The sequence below is a fragment of the Thiothrix sp. UBA5583 genome (assembly GCA_002425225.1).
GTDB lineage: Bacteria > Pseudomonadota > Gammaproteobacteria > Thiotrichales > Thiotrichaceae > Thiothrix > Thiothrix moscowensis.
Map to the genome: position 1 here is coordinate 63,059 of DILV01000009.1, position 17,411 is coordinate 80,469.

At 51.0% G+C, this 17,411-nt stretch carries 18 protein-coding genes; 10 read left to right on the forward strand and 8 right to left on the reverse strand.

Annotated elements, in window-relative coordinates:
- Positions 1-104: 104 nt before the first annotated feature.
- Genes ybgF through ruvB form a run of 8 tightly spaced genes read right to left on the reverse strand, consistent with a single transcriptional unit; the run spans position 105 to position 6,798 of the window.
- The gene (ybgF, locus tag B2U47_RS02685; RefSeq protein ID WP_296676431.1) at positions 105-1,085 is read right to left on the reverse strand and encodes a tol-pal system protein YbgF; all 981 of its coding nucleotides are present in this window, start codon (positions 1,083-1,085) and stop codon (positions 105-107) included.
- A 5-nt stretch (positions 1,086-1,090) separates the two neighbouring features.
- Positions 1,091-1,690, reverse strand: a complete 600-nt coding sequence (pal, locus tag B2U47_RS02690) for a peptidoglycan-associated lipoprotein Pal (RefSeq protein WP_296676433.1) — start codon at positions 1,688-1,690, stop codon at positions 1,091-1,093.
- A 30-nt stretch (positions 1,691-1,720) separates the two neighbouring features.
- A complete protein-coding gene (tolB, locus tag B2U47_RS02695) occupies positions 1,721-2,968 on the reverse strand; it encodes a Tol-Pal system beta propeller repeat protein TolB (protein ID WP_296676436.1) in 1,248 nt (415 codons plus the stop codon).
- Positions 2,969-2,975: 7 nt separating this feature from the next.
- On the reverse strand, positions 2,976-4,205 hold the full coding sequence (gene tolA / locus B2U47_RS02700) for a cell envelope integrity protein TolA (protein WP_296676439.1): 1,230 nt from the start codon (positions 4,203-4,205) through the stop codon (positions 2,976-2,978).
- Positions 4,206-4,222: 17 nt separating this feature from the next.
- Complete coding sequence (gene tolR / locus B2U47_RS02705) at positions 4,223-4,657, reverse strand: protein TolR (protein WP_296676441.1); 435 nt, start codon at positions 4,655-4,657, stop codon at positions 4,223-4,225.
- Positions 4,654-5,340, reverse strand: coding sequence for a protein TolQ (tolQ, locus tag B2U47_RS02710; protein WP_296676444.1), 687 nt, complete (start codon positions 5,338-5,340; stop codon positions 4,654-4,656). Before tolQ ends, tolR begins: the two co-directional genes overlap by 4 nt.
- On the reverse strand, positions 5,337-5,756 hold the full coding sequence (ybgC, locus tag B2U47_RS02715; protein ID WP_296676447.1) for a tol-pal system-associated acyl-CoA thioesterase: 420 nt from the start codon (positions 5,754-5,756) through the stop codon (positions 5,337-5,339). The genes tolQ and ybgC overlap by 4 nt, the downstream gene beginning before the upstream one ends.
- Entirely contained in the window at positions 5,740-6,798 is a 1,059-nt protein-coding gene (ruvB, locus tag B2U47_RS02720; protein ID WP_296683000.1) for a Holliday junction branch migration DNA helicase RuvB, read from the reverse strand. The genes ybgC and ruvB overlap by 17 nt, the downstream gene beginning before the upstream one ends.
- Positions 6,799-7,788: 990 nt before the next feature.
- Here ruvB and wecA point away from each other — a divergent pair.
- From wecA to pssE, 10 genes are all read left to right on the forward strand, one after another.
- Complete coding sequence (gene wecA / locus B2U47_RS02725; RefSeq protein ID WP_296676526.1) at positions 7,789-8,802, forward strand: UDP-N-acetylglucosamine--undecaprenyl-phosphate N-acetylglucosaminephosphotransferase; 1,014 nt, start codon at positions 7,789-7,791, stop codon at positions 8,800-8,802.
- Positions 8,803-8,964: 162 nt separating this feature from the next.
- Positions 8,965-9,501, forward strand: coding sequence for a dTDP-4-dehydrorhamnose 3,5-epimerase (gene rfbC / locus B2U47_RS02730; RefSeq protein ID WP_296676453.1), 537 nt, complete (start codon positions 8,965-8,967; stop codon positions 9,499-9,501).
- A gap of 44 nt (positions 9,502-9,545) precedes the next feature.
- Entirely contained in the window at positions 9,546-10,829 is a 1,284-nt protein-coding gene (locus B2U47_RS02735) for an NAD(P)H-dependent oxidoreductase (RefSeq protein WP_296676456.1), read from the forward strand.
- A gap of 34 nt (positions 10,830-10,863) precedes the next feature.
- Positions 10,864-11,640 (forward strand): glucose-1-phosphate cytidylyltransferase, encoded by a 777-nt coding sequence (rfbF, locus tag B2U47_RS02740; protein ID WP_296676458.1) that lies wholly within the window; start codon positions 10,864-10,866, stop codon positions 11,638-11,640.
- Positions 11,630-12,694 (forward strand): CDP-glucose 4,6-dehydratase, encoded by a 1,065-nt coding sequence (gene rfbG, locus B2U47_RS02745; RefSeq protein ID WP_296676461.1) that lies wholly within the window; start codon positions 11,630-11,632, stop codon positions 12,692-12,694. The genes rfbF and rfbG overlap by 11 nt, the downstream gene beginning before the upstream one ends.
- A 27-nt stretch (positions 12,695-12,721) precedes the next feature.
- On the forward strand, positions 12,722-13,615 hold the full coding sequence (locus B2U47_RS02750; RefSeq protein ID WP_296676462.1) for a glycosyltransferase family 2 protein: 894 nt from the start codon (positions 12,722-12,724) through the stop codon (positions 13,613-13,615).
- 24 nt (positions 13,616-13,639) lie between these two features.
- The gene (locus B2U47_RS02755; RefSeq protein WP_296676465.1) at positions 13,640-15,142 is read left to right on the forward strand and encodes an oligosaccharide flippase family protein; all 1,503 of its coding nucleotides are present in this window, start codon (positions 13,640-13,642) and stop codon (positions 15,140-15,142) included.
- Between the two features lie 46 nt (positions 15,143-15,188).
- Positions 15,189-16,520 (forward strand): hypothetical protein, encoded by a 1,332-nt coding sequence (locus tag B2U47_RS02760; RefSeq protein WP_296676467.1) that lies wholly within the window; start codon positions 15,189-15,191, stop codon positions 16,518-16,520.
- On the forward strand, positions 16,507-16,914 hold the full coding sequence (locus B2U47_RS02765) for a hypothetical protein (RefSeq protein WP_296676470.1): 408 nt from the start codon (positions 16,507-16,509) through the stop codon (positions 16,912-16,914). Before B2U47_RS02760 ends, B2U47_RS02765 begins: the two co-directional genes overlap by 14 nt.
- Complete coding sequence (gene pssE, locus B2U47_RS02770; RefSeq protein WP_296676473.1) at positions 16,889-17,380, forward strand: PssE/Cps14G family polysaccharide biosynthesis glycosyltransferase; 492 nt, start codon at positions 16,889-16,891, stop codon at positions 17,378-17,380. Before B2U47_RS02765 ends, pssE begins: the two co-directional genes overlap by 26 nt.
- The last annotated feature ends 31 nt before the right edge of the window (positions 17,381-17,411 follow it).

The following is a 17,411-nucleotide window of genomic DNA, read 5'->3' on the forward strand; positions in this document are numbered from 1 at the left end:
GATATTTAGGGCGATGGCATCAACTATAGACAGATGGAGTGTCTGTAAAAAATAACACCGCCAGTTGCTGGCGGTGTCGAACAGCTCTTTCATCGAGTTAGGGCTTAATGCCCTTCCGTCTTCATCTTCTCCAGCCGCTGGCTGGCAAGTTTGGCGGCATCGCTACTAGGGAAAAATTTAGTCACATCTTCTAGCGTTTTGCGGGCGCTATCCCACTCTTTCTGCTCATAGAAGCTGTAGCCAAGTTTCAGGGCGGCATCCGGGGCTTTGTCACTGCCCTTGTGTTCCTTCAGCACGATCAGGAATTCATCCGCAGCACCCTTGTAATCCTTTTCGGCATACAGCGCTTCACCAACCCAGTATTGGGCGCTGGCTGCCAGTGAGCTGTTGGGGTAATCCTTGAGGAAGCTGCGGAAGGCCGGAATGGCTGCCTTGGGATCTTTCAGTAAGGTCTTGAAGGCTTCGTCATAGACTGCGCGTTCTTCCTTGGCAGGCAAGGGTTGGTCGGACTGTTTGCTATCGCTGGTTTTGGCAGGGTCAGACGTTTTGCTGTCGGCTGGTTTGTCGTCAGGCTTGTTGCTGTCGCTTTTGCTACTATCTGTTGCCTTGTCGTCCGCAGGTTTGCTGTCGGTGCGGGCGATGCCAGCGTTTTTATCATCCTGTTTGCCCGTGCCATAGCTGTAGAAACCGTTGGGGTCAGACTTTTCCGGTTTGTCTTCAGGTTTACCCGTGTCGGTCTTCATATCCGTTTTGCCAACGTCACCAAGCCCCTTGTCGGTGGATGAAGGAGGTACAGTCGTCGCCGTACTTTTGCTTGCGTCTGCTTCCGATCTGGTGGACTTGAGCTTTTCCATGCGCTCATCGACTTGCAGGAAACCCTCTTTCTGGTTTTTCTGCAAATCTTTCAGGTCATTACGCAGTTGCTCGTTTTCGCCACGCAGATTGCTGAGTTCCTGTTCCATATCGTTGATACGTTGCAACAACTGGAGGGCAGCCTCATCACTCATCGGGGCGGCGTGAACAGGTGCAGCCAACGTAGCAGCAACCAGTGCTGCCAGCGCATGGCGGTTAACCTTGTTGTACATGTGCATCATTCTCCGGGATATTTGATTTCGACGCGGCGGTTCTTGCCCCACGCGGACTCATTATGCCCGAACATCGCCGGAATTTCTTCCCCGTAACCAATCACATCCGTTTGGTTGCTGCGCACACCCTTGATTTGCATGTAATCCAGCACGGAATAACCACGCCGTTCAGACAGGGCAACGTTGTACTCACGGGAACCACGTTCATCCGCGTGGCCTTCCAGTCGTACCCGCAGGTTGGGGTAAGCGGACAGCAGGGAAGCGTGGGCAGTCAGCACGTTCTGGTACTCAGGACGGATGTTGGCGCTGTCGTAATCGAAATAGATGATGCGTTGCGCCAGGATGCTGCTGGGATTTTTGAGGTCGGCAGGTGTGTACTGGCTGTAGCCGGAACCTCCATTATAGCCACCCGCACCACCGTTGTTGTAACCGCCACTGTTGTAGCCACCGGAGCCACTGTTGTAGCCGCCTGTGCTGCCACTGTTGTAACCACTGCCGCCGCCCGCGTTAACACCGCCGCTGGCTGAGCCACCCTGTTGGGCGCAACCTGTCGCCAGCAAGGCGGCTGACATCAGGATGGAGACCACTAATGCTTTCGTTTTCATGACACTCTTTCTCGCTATTCGTTGGTTTGTTTAGTCCAGATAAGGTGACCAAGCAGGGTCACGCACATCACCGGCTTCGGAATACAGGAGCTGGTGAGCCTTGCCATTGTCGCTGGCAACCGCCAGTGAGCCGCGTGCCCCGGCATCGGTGGCATAAAGTACCATTGTACCGTTGGGAGCCAGTGCGGGGGATTCGTCCAGCGTGCCGCGTGACACGGTGCGTTCCTCACGGGTGGCAGAGTCGGTCACGGTAATGCGGAATGCACCGCCATTTTGCCGTACCATCGCCATGGTATTACCGGCAACACTTGCCCCGGCATTGTAACTGCCGCCGAACGACATGCGGCTGGCATTGCCGCCACTGGCAGATGTTTGATAAAGCTGCGGTTGCCCACCCCGGTCAGAGGTGAAAATCAGGGTATTGGCATTGGCCCATTGCGGCTCGGCATCAATCCCGCGTGTGTTGGTGATCTGGCGCAAGCCACCACCGCCTGCATTGGCAACAAAAATGTCGTAATCGCCCCGGTTGGAAACACTCATGGCGATGGAGCGCCCATCCGGCGACCAACTAGGCGAAATGCTCGACTGGTTGGGGTCGGAAATCATGCGCTTGCCGCCGGATGCCAAATCCTGCACGTACACAGCCGGACGCCCGGTTTCATAGGAAACATAAGCCAGTTGGCGTCCATCCGGCGACCAGCTCGGCGACATCACCGGCTTGCGTGAAGAGGCAATGGTACGCGGGTTGAAACCGTCGGAATCCGACACGATCAACTGGTAGGTCTGGCTACCTGCCGGGCCGTTGGCAGCTACATAGGCAATGCGGGTATCGAATGCCCCACGCACGCCGGTCAGTTTCTGGAAAATCTGGTCGGCAGCCTTGTGTCCCATACGACGCTGGTTGGGGTGCGCAGGGATGCGGAAGCTGCCTTCGCGTTGTCCGTTGGCAACGTTGACGATTTCAAAATCCAGCGAACCGGCTTGCCGCCCCAGTACCACGTATTGCGCCCCACTCGCTTGCAAGGCGGCAGCATCCAACGGTTGCCCCATTTGCAGGGAGCCAACACTGGCAGGGTTGATCAGGGCAAAGCGACCACTGCGGCGCAGGTCAGCTTCAATAATTTTGGCCTGTTCGCCGAAAGGCGCGACCAGGATACGGGTTCCTTCATCAGGGCCTGGGTCTCCATCAATCTGGATGACCAGTTCGGCACGGGCGGCTGCGGAGGTGAACAGCAAGCCGGTTGCCAGCAATACAGCGGTAATCAGTTTCGTTTTCATGGCTTACTCAAAAAACTAAGGTTATCGGTTCGTCATACATATCATCGTAGCGCGGCTGTGGGAAAGGCTCGGAACGGTGGATGGCGGACACGAGCGAATCACAGAAAGGTTTGCTGCCACTACACTGGGTAACGCTCAGGCGGCTGATGTAACCGGGTGGGCGTATCTTGAGGCTGGCACGGGCGGACATGCCTGCTGTTCCGGCGGGTTGATCCCAGCGGCCTTCGACCCGTGCCTTGATCTTGCGTCCCCATTCGGTGCGGGCGGAACTGATGTCACGGGCGCTGGGGCCACCACCAGAGCCGCCATTGCCACCGGCAGCCGCCCGGCGGGCTTCTTCTTCGGCTTTGCGTTTGGCTTCAGCGGCTTTCCAGCGTTCACGATCTTCTGCCAGTTTGCGTTCGGCAGCTTCTTCCTCGGCTTTGCGCTTGGCTTCAGCGGCTTTCCAGCGTTCGCGTTCTTCCGCCAGTTTGCGCTCATCGTCTGCGGCTTTGCGTTGCTTGTCTTCTTCTGCCAGTTTGCGGGCGAGGGCTTCAGACTTCTCTTTGGCTTCTGCTTCAGCCTTGGCTTTTTCTGCGGCAGTTGCTTTGGCTGCATCAGCTTTTTCACGGGCTTTTTCGGCTGCCAGTTCTTCCGCTCTGGCTTTGGCAGCGGCGTCGGCTGCTTCGGTTTTTTTGCGTTCGGCTTCCGCCAGCTTGCGTTTTTCGGCGGCTACTGCCAACCGTTTGGCTTCTTCCTTGGCTTCGGCTGCGCGTTCTGCTGCACGGGCTTCGGCGCGGCGTTCGGCTTCTGCTTCTGCACGTTTTTCGGCAGCGGTTTGCTGGCGAGCCGTTTCACGGGCTTTTTCAGCGGCATCAGCTTTTTCGCGTGCCTGTTGTTCGACCAGTGCCTGACGCTTGGCTTCTGCCGCAGCTTGTTGACGGGCTTTTTCGGCAGCTTCGGCTTTGGCTTGTTGGGCGTCAGTTTGTTCGGTGGGGGCGGGTTTGGCTTGTTGCTGCTGCTTTGGGGCTTTTTCCGCTACTTCGGGCTGAGCTTCCGGGCGTTTGTCCGGGGTGGTTTTGGCTTTGTCTGGGGAATTAATCACGTCTTCCGATGCAATCATTTGCACCGGGTTGCCTGCTTCCGGTTCCGGGCGTTCCGTAAACTTGAAGCTGAGCAGCAGCAACAATACCGCCAAGACATGCAGTGCAATTGCCCAGAATAGCGCTCTTGGATTTTTCAGTAACTCTTTCCACATAACCGTGTTACAAGCCTTTAACGCTTAGGTTGGTCGGATGGTGAAGGGTCTGCCATCAAGCCGATTTTTTTTGCACCGGCCTGTTGTACGGCAACCATTGCATTCATCAGGTAACGGTATTCAACGGAGCCGTCAGCCCGTACATAAATGGGGCGTTCGCCTTTGGGGTCAAGCTGTCCGGCAACATATTGGGTAATACTGCCTGCGGCTACTTCCGAACCATCATCCAGGAAAAACTGCCCTTCCTTGTTGACCGAAATCGTCAGTGGTTCTTTCTGGTTGTCGGCACTGAGTGATTCGGCTTGTGCATCCGGCGCGTCCACTTCCACCCCGGTTTGCATCATCGGTGCTGTCACCATGAAAATGACCAGTAGCACCAGCATGACATCAATGTAAGGCACGACGTTCATTTGCGACATGGCGCGGCGCTTGCGGCGGCAAGTGGTGCTCATGCCGGTTTCCTCTGTGCTGCTGCGTGGCGTTCCAGCAGGGCAGTGAATTCTTCGCGGAAGTTGTCGTAGCTGACTGCCAGCCGGTCAATCTTGTCACTGAAACGGTTGTAGGCAATGACCGCCGGAATGGCAGCGAACAGGCCAATCGCGGTGGCAATCAGTGCTTCGGCAATGCCGGGAGCAACCACGCCCAATGTGGCTTGCTGCATTTGTCCCAGTGAAATGAAAGAGTTCATGATCCCCCATACTGTTCCAAACAGGCCGATATACGGGCTGGTGGAGCCAACAGTTGCCAGAAATGCTAGGTTTTGTTCCAGTTCGTCCACTTCCTTGGAGGCTGCAACCCGCATCGCCCGCTGTACTGAATCCGTCAGTGACAACCGGGAAGCAGGATCCATGCCAATCGCACGTTTGTATTCGTGGAAGCCGTCCCAGAAAATCCGTTCCAGCCCTTGCCGGTTTGTTTTCTGAGACAATTCTTCATACAGGGAGTTCAGTGAAACACCGCTCCAGAAACGGTCTTCAAAGCGTGCCACGCTGGTTTCGGTTGCACTGATCTTGCTCGATTTCGCCATGATCAGCGCCCAGGACAGCAATGAAGCCAGCACCAGCAATGCCATGACGATTTTGACGACTAGGCTTGCGTCAAGAATGAGTTTCAGAATAGAAAGGTCGGTAGTCACTGAAATAGCTTCCTTATCTCGGTTGGGATGGGGGTTGCCCGCCAGGTTGTGTTGCTGATGCACGCGACTTTGACGCTAGCTTCGGTCAACAGTTCGCGTTCGCCGCCTGTTTTTTCGCGCCAGATGCCCTGATTAAATGTAATAGTGGCTTTGCCCATCTCTTTTATAGCAGTAATGACAAAAATTTGCTCATTAAATCGTGCAGGTTTTCGGTAACGAATACTGACCTCCCCGACCACAAACAGGATATTCAGGCGTTGTGCAATAGCGTCCTGTTCCACACCGAGTGACCGGAGCCATTCGGTGCGTGCGCGTTCCATGAATTTCAGGTAATTGGCGTAATACACCACGCCACCTGCGTCTGTGTCCTCATAATAGACCCTGACGGGGAGGATAAATTCACTCGAAAAGCTCAAGATTCGTGCCTTCTGTTGGAGTGTTGTTGCCAAGGTGTTCGGGGATATTTAGCCCAAAATGTTGCCATGCCCGCCGGGTGGCAACCCGCCCGCGAGGGGTACGCATCAGGAAGCCCTGCTGGATCAGGAAGGGTTCCAGCACATCCTCAATCGTGCCACGTTCCTCGCCAATGGCTGCCGCCAAACTGTCGACCCCAACCGGGCCGCCGTCAAACTTTTCCATGACAGCCAGCAGCAAGCGCCTGTCCATGTGGTCGAAACCCTGTTCATCCACATTCAGCATATTGAGGGCTTTGTCAGCCAGCCCGGCATGGATGACACCATCCCCCTTGACCTGGGCAAAATCGCGTACCCGGCGCAGCAGGCGGTTGGCAATACGTGGCGTGCCCCGTGAACGGCGGGCAATTTCACGCGCTCCATCCGCATCAATAGTCGCACCAAGGATCCCGGCAGCGCGTTGCACGATGTAGGCAAGGTCGTCGGTATTGTAAAATTCCAGCCGTTGCACAATGCCGAAACGGTCACGCAGCGGGGAGGTCAGCAAACCGGCACGGGTGGTTGCGCCCACCAGCGTGAAGGGGGGCAAGTCCAGCTTGATGGAACGAGCCGCCGGGCCTTCGCCAATCATGATGTCGAGCTGGAAATCCTCCATTGCTGGATAGAGGATTTCTTCCACCATTGGGCTAAGGCGGTGGATTTCATCAATAAACAGCACATCGTGCGGTTCCAGATTGGTCAGCAAGGCAGCCAGATCACCTGCCTTTTCCAGTACCGGGCCTGAAGTCTGGCGCAGGTTTGCGCCCATTTCGTGGGCAATGATGTGTGACAGGGTGGTTTTGCCAAGGCCGGGCGGGCCGAAGATCAGCACATGATCAAGGGCATCACCCCGGCCACGGGCTGCTCCGATGAAGATTTCCATCTGTTCGCGCACTACCGGTTGCCCAATGTAGTCACGCAGGCGGCGTGGGCGGATATGGTCGTCTGCCCGTTGCTCTGTCTGGTTACTGTGCGGTGAAATCACGCGGGAGTGTTGTTTTTCCATGAGTTTGTTGCCCTTCCGTTGTGGTCGTTAGTTTACCGGGTTTGGGTTGGGGTGTGCCATGTTTGTGTGGAAAATTTCGCGCAGGAACCCATCTGATCAGGGGTAAAATAAAAAATTAACCTATTATGTGGATCGTTTTAAATTTAATGATTGTATTATTGGCATATATCAAAAGTGTATTTGATGAGTTAGGCATGAGCAAGTGTCAGGAAAAAAGACCGTTAATCGTTAAATAGACTATAAGAAAACGAATATCCGCTTAAAGTGATTGATTACTTATCGATCGTTTTTCGTTTGGTGATAAAGATGCAAGATGACATAAGTAATTGAAAAGCTCTTATTAGAGATATTGTTTTTTGTACAAATCAAATATTCAAATGCCAAATAAAAACATTTGACGGAAACTGCGTTGAAAACGACTATAGTCTGTGTCTGAGATATTAGGATTAGTTATTCAATAGTTAAATTTTATTTTTATAAATAGATAATGTTTATTTTTAGATGTCATGATTATACGCATCATGGTGGCATAAGTTGCCTTTGGGAGCGTAAATGTCGCCATTCGTGGGAAGAGTGAGTGTAATAAATAATGTTTCAATTACACTGAATTATGCACCCATAAGACCTTTGAGGGGCTTGTGCAGGTGAGTTTGGTGTGCGGAAGTTTGATGAAATTTGGCGCAAATGGCAAAAACCTTGTGGTATCCCTTTTTCCGTTATCTGAATCGTGACCCTGAAAGTCTATGGGTCATGCGCTTTTGTCTTTTGGGTCGCTTGTCAGTGGTGAGTTGTGCAAGGTTTTACATCTTGCGATGTGTTCGTTATTAAAGTCAGTTAATCAGCAAAAAAGTGATTAATGGCTAATTCCTCTAAGCCGTGGTCTGTTTGTTACAGAAGGGCGGTAGCGTGTCAAAAACTGGTTTTATATGTCATGATGCATATGAATGACAGGAGGTCGCAGTGAGTTTTTTAAGTGTCGCCTTATTGGTAATGTTTATGTCATCATTATCAATTTTATTTTTAACCCCATTGGCAGAAAAATTTGGTCTGGTCGATGTGCCCAATCAGCGTAAGCTTCATCAAGGTCATATTCCCTTGATCGGTGGTTTATCCATTTATATCGGGTTGGCAGTGGGCATCCTGCTGTTTGCTGCACCCGGTAATGGCTATGTCACTTATATGGTGTGCAGCAGCCTGATTGTTGTTTTGGGTGTCATGGATGATTCTTGGGATATTTCCCCGCTGGTACGTCTGGTGGTACAGGCCTTGGTTGCTTTCATCATGATTGTGGGGGCGGGCTTGCACATCAGTAACGTTGGTGATCTGTTTGGTCAGGGCAACCTGTACATTGGTTATGGTGGCGTGCTTCTGACCATCGTTGCGGTGCTGGCTGGTATCAATGCATTCAACATGATTGACGGGATTGATGGTTTGCTTGGCATCAATTCCATGATTACGTTTCTGGGGCTGGGTTTGCTGTTTTTCCTCAAGGGAGATGTGAATAGCCTGTATATGTCCTTGTTCATGGTGGTGGCGCTGATTCCTTATCTGGCTGTAAACATGGGGATTGTGAAGGTCAGGAAGATTTTCATGGGGGATACCGGTTCCATGTTGATCGGTTTTACGGTGGTCTGGTTGCTGGTCAAGGGTAGCCAGGGGGCAGAGCCTGCGTTTTCAACCTCAACGGCGTTGTGGTTGGTGGCTTTCCCGGTGATGGATATGGTGCGGGTCATGCTGTGCCGGATGCATGACGGCAAACCTGTATTCAAGGCAGATCGCACGCATTTACACCACTTGCTGTTGCTGCGTTATGCCAACCGGTATCTGGTTTTGGTAAAAATATGTAGCCTGTCGCTATTGTTTGTGTTGACCGGTGTCTTGCTGCCGATGTTTGGTTGGAGTGAGTCCGCCATTTTCCTATTGTTTCTCGCCAGTTTTTCTGTGTACGTGGTCAGTCTGGCACGTATGGGAAAAAAGTGGATTAGTCGTTCTCAGCGTGTGTAAAGGGACGTCTTGCCCTTTATCGGGTCTTTCGTAACTGTCAGTCTGTGTACAGACGCTAATAAACTGAAAGATGTCTATGCTGTTTGTGTGCTTTATCAGGATATATGCATGAAACACCCGTTAAAGGGCTGTTGAACAACGAAACTCAAATGGATATGCATAATGATTTTTGAAGAAACCTATTTGCGAGGCGCTTATGTTATTGATCCCCAGATAATCGGGGATGAGCGCGGTTTTTTTGCCAGAGCTTGGTGTCAGAAGGAATTTGGCGCTCATGGTTTGGTGACTGCTTTTGTACAAAGCAATCTTTCCTTTAATAAGTTTGAAGGTACATTGCGTGGAATGCATCGCCAGATTGCACCCGCAGAGGAAGTCAAACTGGTGCGCTGTACCAAAGGGCGCATTTACGACGTGATTGTGGATCTGCGCCCGGATTCCCCGACCCACCGGCAATGGTTTGGTGTTGAGCTGAGTGCGGAAAATCACCGGATGTTATATGTTCCGGCAGGTTTTGCTCACGGTTATCAAACACTGGAGGATAACTGTGAAGTCTTTTATCAGGTTTCCGAATTTTATACTCCCGAATGTGAGCGTGGGGCGCGTTATGATGATCCGTCTTTCGGGATTCAATGGCCGTTGGCGGTGAGTGCAGTTTCACCCAAAGATAAAAACTGGCCTGATTATGTTCCAGTTCTTTGAATCAGCCTTTTGCGGTTATTTTCTTCGTTGCGGGGAGTTAAAAAATGATTATTGTTGATACGGCTTTGGCAAAGCGCCAACAGGATAATAATCCGGTTAGAGTTGCTATTGTCGGCGCAGGTTATATGGGGCGCGGTGTGGCGCTGCAAATCCTTCAGGGTGTACCTGGCATGAAACTGGTGGCAGTTGCCAACCGCACCCTTGAGGAAGCAGAGCGGGCATACCAGCAGGCCGGGGTGGATGATGTCAATCAGGCGCACAGCCTTGCACAACTGGATACACTGCTGGCGGCAGGCAAGTATGCAGTCACCAGTGACCCCGCACTGCTGTGTCAGTCCCGTCATGTTGATGCGGTGGTGGAAGCTACGGGCGACGTGGAGTTTAGTGCCCATGTCGCCATGAGCGCGATTGAAAACCGCAAGCACATCATCCTCATGAATGCGGAACTGGATGCCACGGTTGGCCCTATCCTGAAAGTGTATGCAGACCGTGCTGGTGTGGTCATGACCAATGTGGATGGCGACCAGCCGGGCGTGGTAATGAACCTGCTGCGTTATGTCAAAAGCATCGGTTGCCGTCCGGTGCTGGCTGGCAATATCAAGGGTTTGCAAGACCCTTACCGTACCCCGGAAACCCAGCGGGCTTATGCTGAGCAATTCAAGCAAAAACCCCGCATGGTGACTTCATTTGCCGATGGCACCAAGATTTCCATGGAAATGGCGGTTGTCGCCAATGCGACGGGCTTCAAGGTCGGTCAGCGTGGCATGTATGGCCCAGCCTGTGCTGATGTCAATGATTCTGCTGGGCTGTTTCCGCTGGATGAAATGCTGGAAACCGGTCTGGTGGATTATGTGCTGGGGGCGCAGCGCACACCGGGTGTGTTTGTGCTGGGCTACAACGACAACCCTATCCAGCAGCAGTACCTCAAGTATTACAAGATGGGCGATGGTCCCTTGTACGTGTTCTACACCCCTTACCACCTGTGCCACCTGGAAGTGCCACTGACCGTAGCGCGTGCCGTGTTGTTTGGCGACGCTGCGGTTGCACCTATCGGTGGGCCGGTCGTGGATGTGATTACCCTTGCCAAGCGTGACCTCAAGGCCGGTGAAGTGCTGGACGGGATTGGCGGGTTCACCTGTTACGGTGCGGCTGAAAATTCCAGTGTTTGCCACACCGAAAATCTGTTGCCAATGGGGTTGTCGGAAGGTTGTCGCATGAAGCGTGATGTGCCAAGGGATTACCCCATTACTTACGACGATGTGGAGCTGCCAGCAGATCGTCTGTGCGACCGGCTGCGGGCGGAACAAAACACTTATTTCCATCAATGATTCGCGTGCGAAAACAAATTAGGGAATTAAAAACATGAAAGCAGTCATTCTTGCCGGGGGACTTGGAACCCGCCTTGCTGAAGAAACCAATGTCAAACCAAAACCAATGGTCGAAATCGGTGGAATGCCGATCCTGTGGCATATCATGAAAATCTATGCTGCACACGGCGTTAATGATTTCGTCATTTGCTGTGGCTACAAGGGTTATGTCATCAAGGAATATTTCGCCAATTATTTCCTGCACCGTTCCGATGTGACCTTTGACATGACTCACAACCAAATGGAAGTGCATCGCCGCCATGCAGAGCCGTGGCGGGTGACGCTGGTCGATACCGGCAATGAAACCTATACCGGCGGTCGCCTGAAGCGGGTGGCAGACTATGTGAAAGACGAAGAAGCCTTCTGTTTTACCTACGGTGATGGTGTGGGCAATGTTGACATTACCGCCTCCATTGAGTTTCACAAAAAGCACGGGCGCTGGGTCACGATGACAGCGGTGGAGCGCTCCGGGCGTTATGGCGTGTTACAGCTTGATGGCAGCCGCCTGATGAGTTTTGAAGAAAAGCCGCACGGTGACGGTCTGGTGAATGGCGGTTTCTTTGTGTTGTCACCCAAATGCATTGATGCCGTGGCACATGACATGGAAATGTGGGAAGCCGAGCCAATGCAGCGTCTGGTTGGAATGGAGCAGGTCATGGCTTTCCGTCATGGCGGCTTCTGGCAACCTATGGATACCCTGCGCGAAAAACAGGAGCTGGAAAAACTGTGGGTATCTGGCAAAGCGCCCTGGAAGGTGTGGCATGAAGCGTGAATTCTGGCAAGGCAAACGGGTTTTCCTGACCGGGCATACCGGCTTCAAGGGCGGCTGGCTGGCTTTGTGGCTGGCTGACATGGGGGCGGAAGTGCATGGCTATGCACTGGCTCCACCCACTTCGCCCAGTTTCTTTGATGTCTGCAATGTGTCGGCACGGATACGTGCCAGCACCATCGGTGATATCCGCGATGCTGCGGCCTTGAGTCAGGCAATGGCAGCGGCTCAGCCAGACATCGTGTTTCATCTGGCTGCTCAGCCGCTGGTGCGTTACTCCTATGTGGCGCCGGTGGATACCTACGCGGTCAATGTCATGGGGACGGTCAACGTACTGGAGGCTACCCGGCGGATAGCGGGTGTGAAAGCCATCGTGAATATTACCACTGATAAATGTTACGAAAACCGTGAATGGGTCTGGCCTTACCGCGAAAGTGAAGCCCTGGGCGGTTATGACCCTTATTCCAGTAGTAAGGCATGTGCCGAACTGGTGACTTCTGCCTACCGCCGTTCTTTCATGAATACTGCCGGTATCCAGTTGGCCAGTGCGCGAGCCGGTAACGTCATTGGCGGGGGTGACTGGGCAGATGACCGACTGATCCCGGATTTTCTGCGGGCCATTGATGCCGGAACACCCATCACCATCCGTTCACCTCATGCAGTACGCCCGTGGCAGCATGTGTTGGAACCCTTGTCCGGTTATCTGACGCTGGCAGAAAAACTGTATGCAGAGGGTAATAGCTTCGCCGAAGGCTGGAATTTTGGCCCGGATGAAGGGGATGCCCGCTCGGTAGGCTGGATTGTCGAAAACCTGTGCAATCAAGTGACAGGAGCAAGCTGGCAGTGCGACGGCAGCCCGCAGCCTCATGAGGCGGGTCTGCTGCGGCTGGATAGTTCCAAAGCCAAAGCCAGACTGGGGTGGTTGCCACGCTGGCACTTGCCTGCCGCGCTGGAAAATACCCTGTCATGGCATCAGGCATGGCGGCGTGGTGAGGATATGGCTTCGGTATCTCTGACGCAGATCAGGGATTATGAATCGGTAGACACAAGCAAGTAATTAACACGACTTGTAAAGGAAGCAACAATGACAGCAGAAAAGCAGCCTACGGTCAGTATCGGATTACCTGTATACAACCGGGAGGGCTTGGTTGCCAAAACCCTGGAATCGCTATTGGCGCAAACCTTCACGGATTTTGAAATCATCATTTCCGACAATGGTTCGACAGACGGGACAGAAGCCGTTTGCAGGGACTATGCCGCGAGGGATGCCCGTGTCCGCTACATCCGTCAGCCACGTAATCTGGGTTTGCTGGGAAATTTCAATTTTGTAATGAAAGCGGCACGTGGCAAGTATTTCATGTGGACAGCTTCGGATGACTTGTGTGAGCCGGAGTTTGTCAGCGAACTGGTGAAATGCCTTGAGCGTGATCCGCAATTGGCGCTGGTGATGGCTGATCTCAAATACATTTCCGAAAACGGGGTTGCAGTCAAGGTGAACCGGTTGGATTCCATCCGTCTGGCAGATGTTGACGCTGACTGGGAGCACAAGCGTGAGTTGTTCTTCCAGTATCCGGGGCACAAGCTGTTTGACTGCTTCTATGGCATGTACCGGACGGAGGTCGTCCAGGCTTGTTATTTGCCGAACCAGATATGGAAAAATCTGGTGTTCAGTCTGGAAGTGCCCTTTCTTGCACAAGTGGCTGTCAGAGGCAAGATTGCCTCGATTGATGCGCCGCTCAAGCTGTACCGCTATTACGCCGAATCCAGTTACATGAAGGAGGCGGCACGTATCCGCCTGCTGGACAAGGCTGTTCGTGGGGCGCAAATCTGGTGGGAACTGTTTGTCACAGCTATGAACAGTTCGTTGCCATTGCAGACACGGGGCGGGCTGGTATTCAAGGCTGCCCGTTCATCTCTGAAGTATGCCCTTGCTTCACTTGTTATGGGACACAAGACTGTTATCCCTGCATCATCCTGAATAAGGCCATACAGGGAATTAATCATGAAAAATATCAGGCGCAATGTCATTTTTAGCGGGGTTGGTTACATTTTGCCATTATTGGCTGCTTTGTTGACTATCCCGCTCATGCTGAAATATTTTGGCGTTGACCAATACGGTTTATACATTATTTGCATTTCCCTGATTGGTTTCATGAGCTTTGTCGATCTGGGGGTAGGGCAGGCAGTCATCAAATATGTGGCGGAATACGAAGCCACCGGACAGGCGCACAAGGTTAAGCCAGTGTTGGATATTGCCTTGCTGATGTATCTGGGGCTGGGGCTGCTGATGGTGACGGCCTTGTTTGTGTTTTCTCCGGCGTTGGCAGGTTTTTTGTATGAGTCGCCACAGCAGGCAGCGGATGCCAGTATCGCTCTGAGAATTACCAGTTTGGCATTGTTTTTGAGCTACATTAACCAGTTTTTCCTGAATGTTTCCCGTGCCTATCACCGTTTTGATGTCCCGGCGGTCATTCATAACGCAGGCAATATCAGTGGGGTGGTATTAACTACGCTACTGTTGTTGGCAGGTTATGCACTCCATGAAGTGTTATGGGGATATGTGTTTATCCAAGCGATTGCCTTGTGCAGTGGTTATCTTGCCGGGCGCAAGGTGCTGCCTGCTGGTGTGCAGTTTGGCATGGCTTTTGACCTGCCGATTTTTCGGGGAATGATCAGCTTCAGTGCATATACTTTCGTTAGCAACTTTGTCATTGCGCTTGTCACCAGGGCTGACAAACTGCTGATTGGTGGCATTATTGGCACAGATGCTGTGACCTATTACCAGATTCCCTACACCATCGTGCAAATGGCAAATGGTATTGTCAATACATTGGTTGTCATCCTGTTTCCGCGTTTCAGTGAACTCTCCAGCCTGAAGGTGAAAACAGAGTTGTTGAATCTGTACCGCCATGCCACCCATGTGGTGTTTTTCATCAGTGGTTTGATCGCAGTCATGCTGATTGCTGCGGGTGGTAATTTCCTGAGCTTGTGGGTGTCCCCCGAGTTTGCCGATAAAACAACTCTGACCTTGCAGATTATTGCCCTGTTTTCGTTTTTCAATGCCAACCTGTCAGTAGCTTACTGGGCTGCGCAGGGTAGCGGGCAAGCCAGGCTCATTGCATTTGTGCTGGTATTGAGTGGGTTGGCTTACGGTATTGGCTTGTTTGCGCTGGGTAATCTGTATTCCTATAACGGGGTTGCGGTTGCCTTGTTCCTCAGTTTATTGCCATTTCCTTTGCTGTTTATGTGGGTTGCCCGCGAAATCGGACATCGGCTGAATGAATACCTGTTTGGTTTGGTGCTGACAACATTGCTGGGTTTAGTGGCGGTTTATGCCTTGCTGTGGGTGAACAACCTGTTTGGGAATGCTTTGGTCAGCATTGTCGTTAATGGCGTTGTAGGTATATTGGCTGGTCTAGCGTTTTTTGCCTGGTTTTTTAAGCAAAAAAAAAGCAGGGAAACCCTGACAATCCAGACTGATACGGCTGTAACGGCTCAGGGATGATTTCCTGTAAAAACAGTTTTAACGATTAAAATAAAGGTTACTGAATATGTCTTCTGCAATGGTTGTTTTTAGGATGCCCTCTGAAAGAACGGCAGACAGTATATCAGCATCAAACTTTGACAGGTTGTTGCTTGCATCGGTAATGTTATTGCTGTCAGGACTGTTTTTTCTGAGTGATGACCATCGTTACGGCATTCCATTTTTAATGGAAGGGGTCGCAGCAGTATCCCTACTTTTCTTTGCCTACTACGCAGTTTTCCACCGTGAACGCATGGAACGGTTTGATTGGTATGTTGCATTCCTGGCGTTGATGGTATTTATTGTGCCGGTTTTGTTTTCATACCTTTATTTCAAGCAGCCGTTTGAGTTTGGCATACTGGAGGAGCGCCGTACCCTGTTGTATTTTTCCTACTTTATACCGCTGTTGATGTTGCGGAAAAAAAGTTATTCCACGGAAGACATTGAGAGCGTGCTGGGTGTTGTGTTTGTCGTCGGTCTGATATGGTCTGCTCTGAATGCTTACGAACTCATTCCGCGCAACCAGGGTTTCTGGTTTTCAACCCATACAGAGCATTTTCTGGATGGCTTCCAGTCAATGGATGACCGGTTTGCAACCCGCTTTCTTGGCGGCAATTTCATGATTTTCTTGTATGTTTATTTTTTACTGGCACAAGGAAAATTTGGCAAGGCGTTATTGCCAGTAATTTTGACGGTGTTGTACATGGTGTTTATTAACCAGACACGTTCAATTGCCGCTATTGCAATTATTTCCATGTTGGCAATTGTTGTTATTCGCTTGAAAAAAGATCATTTGAATCTGGCGGCATTGTTTTTTGTGCCCATCTTTATGATGTTGCTGTATTTCTTGTACTTCCTGTATGCTTATGTTTTTGCTGAGCCGGTTTTTTTCTACGATGTTTACCGCAACATGGAATTTAACCTGCTGTTCAGGGATGTGATTCGTGATTTTTTCATGCCACATGGACATTTGTCCTTGCAGTTCAATGGCGGATTTAAAACCTATTTTGGCATGAATGTCTATACGGCTGATATGGGGCTTGTTGGTTATCTGTACAAGTATGGCTTTTTTTATATTCCATTAATCGCCATTTATGTGGCGATAGTAGGGATGTTGTACCGTCGTTATCATAATGATTTTATTATTATCATGATGGCAATTTTTATTGCTGTGTGTCTCACCATTCCTTTCGGTGAGCATATCAGCAGGATGGCTGGGGAATTCGCAATATTGATGACCTTGATCAGGATTCAGGGAGATGTATATGGACAAAAAACAGTTAAATATATTGCTCGTGTACGGCGAGGGGGGGCATCACGACCAAGCCATACGGCTGATGGAGCTAATGCGTTCGCTTGATCCTGATTTGAATTTTATTCACATTACTGATTCGGAAACGATGAAAGAAGCAGGCGAGGTTCATACCGTTCCGCCCATGCGTCACAAGAATGCAGCATTTGATCCTGTTTTGTTTGTGAAATCCTATATCAAGGCGGCATGGCTGACAATCAAACTAGAACGTGCTTATCGCTTCGATGCCGTGATCGGTTTTGGCCCTGGTGTTTGTATTCCGGTTTTCATGGTCAGCAAATTGCTGGGTATCAAGAAACGCATATTTTTTGAAGACTGGTGCAGGTTTACCAGTAAGAGTCTGTCAGGCAAAGCCTGTTCCCCTTTCAGTACCAAAGTCTTTGTGCAAAATGAATCTTTAAAGGAGTTGTACCACAATGCAGAATTTGCAGGGCGCTTATAACAAACGCCGTATTCTGGTCATTACCGGTACTACCGGGTTTGATTCCCTGATACGGAATATTGACGAAAATCGTGAAATTGAAAACAAGTATGACATTGTGCTGCAAACAGGCGAAGGTCTTTATCAGCCAAAGTACAAGCAATGTTTTGCATTTGACCGGGAATTGAATGACAAACTGTCTGACTACGATTTTTTCATTACCCATGCCGGGGCAGGAACCATCTTCATGCTGCTGGAAAGAGGTAAACGGGTCTTGGTTGTACCTAATACCGACAGGGCTGACAAACATCAGTTGGAGCTTGCCAATTATGTGGGTTCCAGCCAGTTGTGCGCTGTTTGCATGAATGTGGGTGACGTGGTGGAACATATCGAGAATATTGAATTCTCAACTTCAGGTTTGAATACCTACAAAAAAAAGGAATTTAGCGCTGCCCGTGAAATATTAAGTTACATCTATGAATCCTAGAAACCAGCAGGACGACGAAACAGAGACAGAG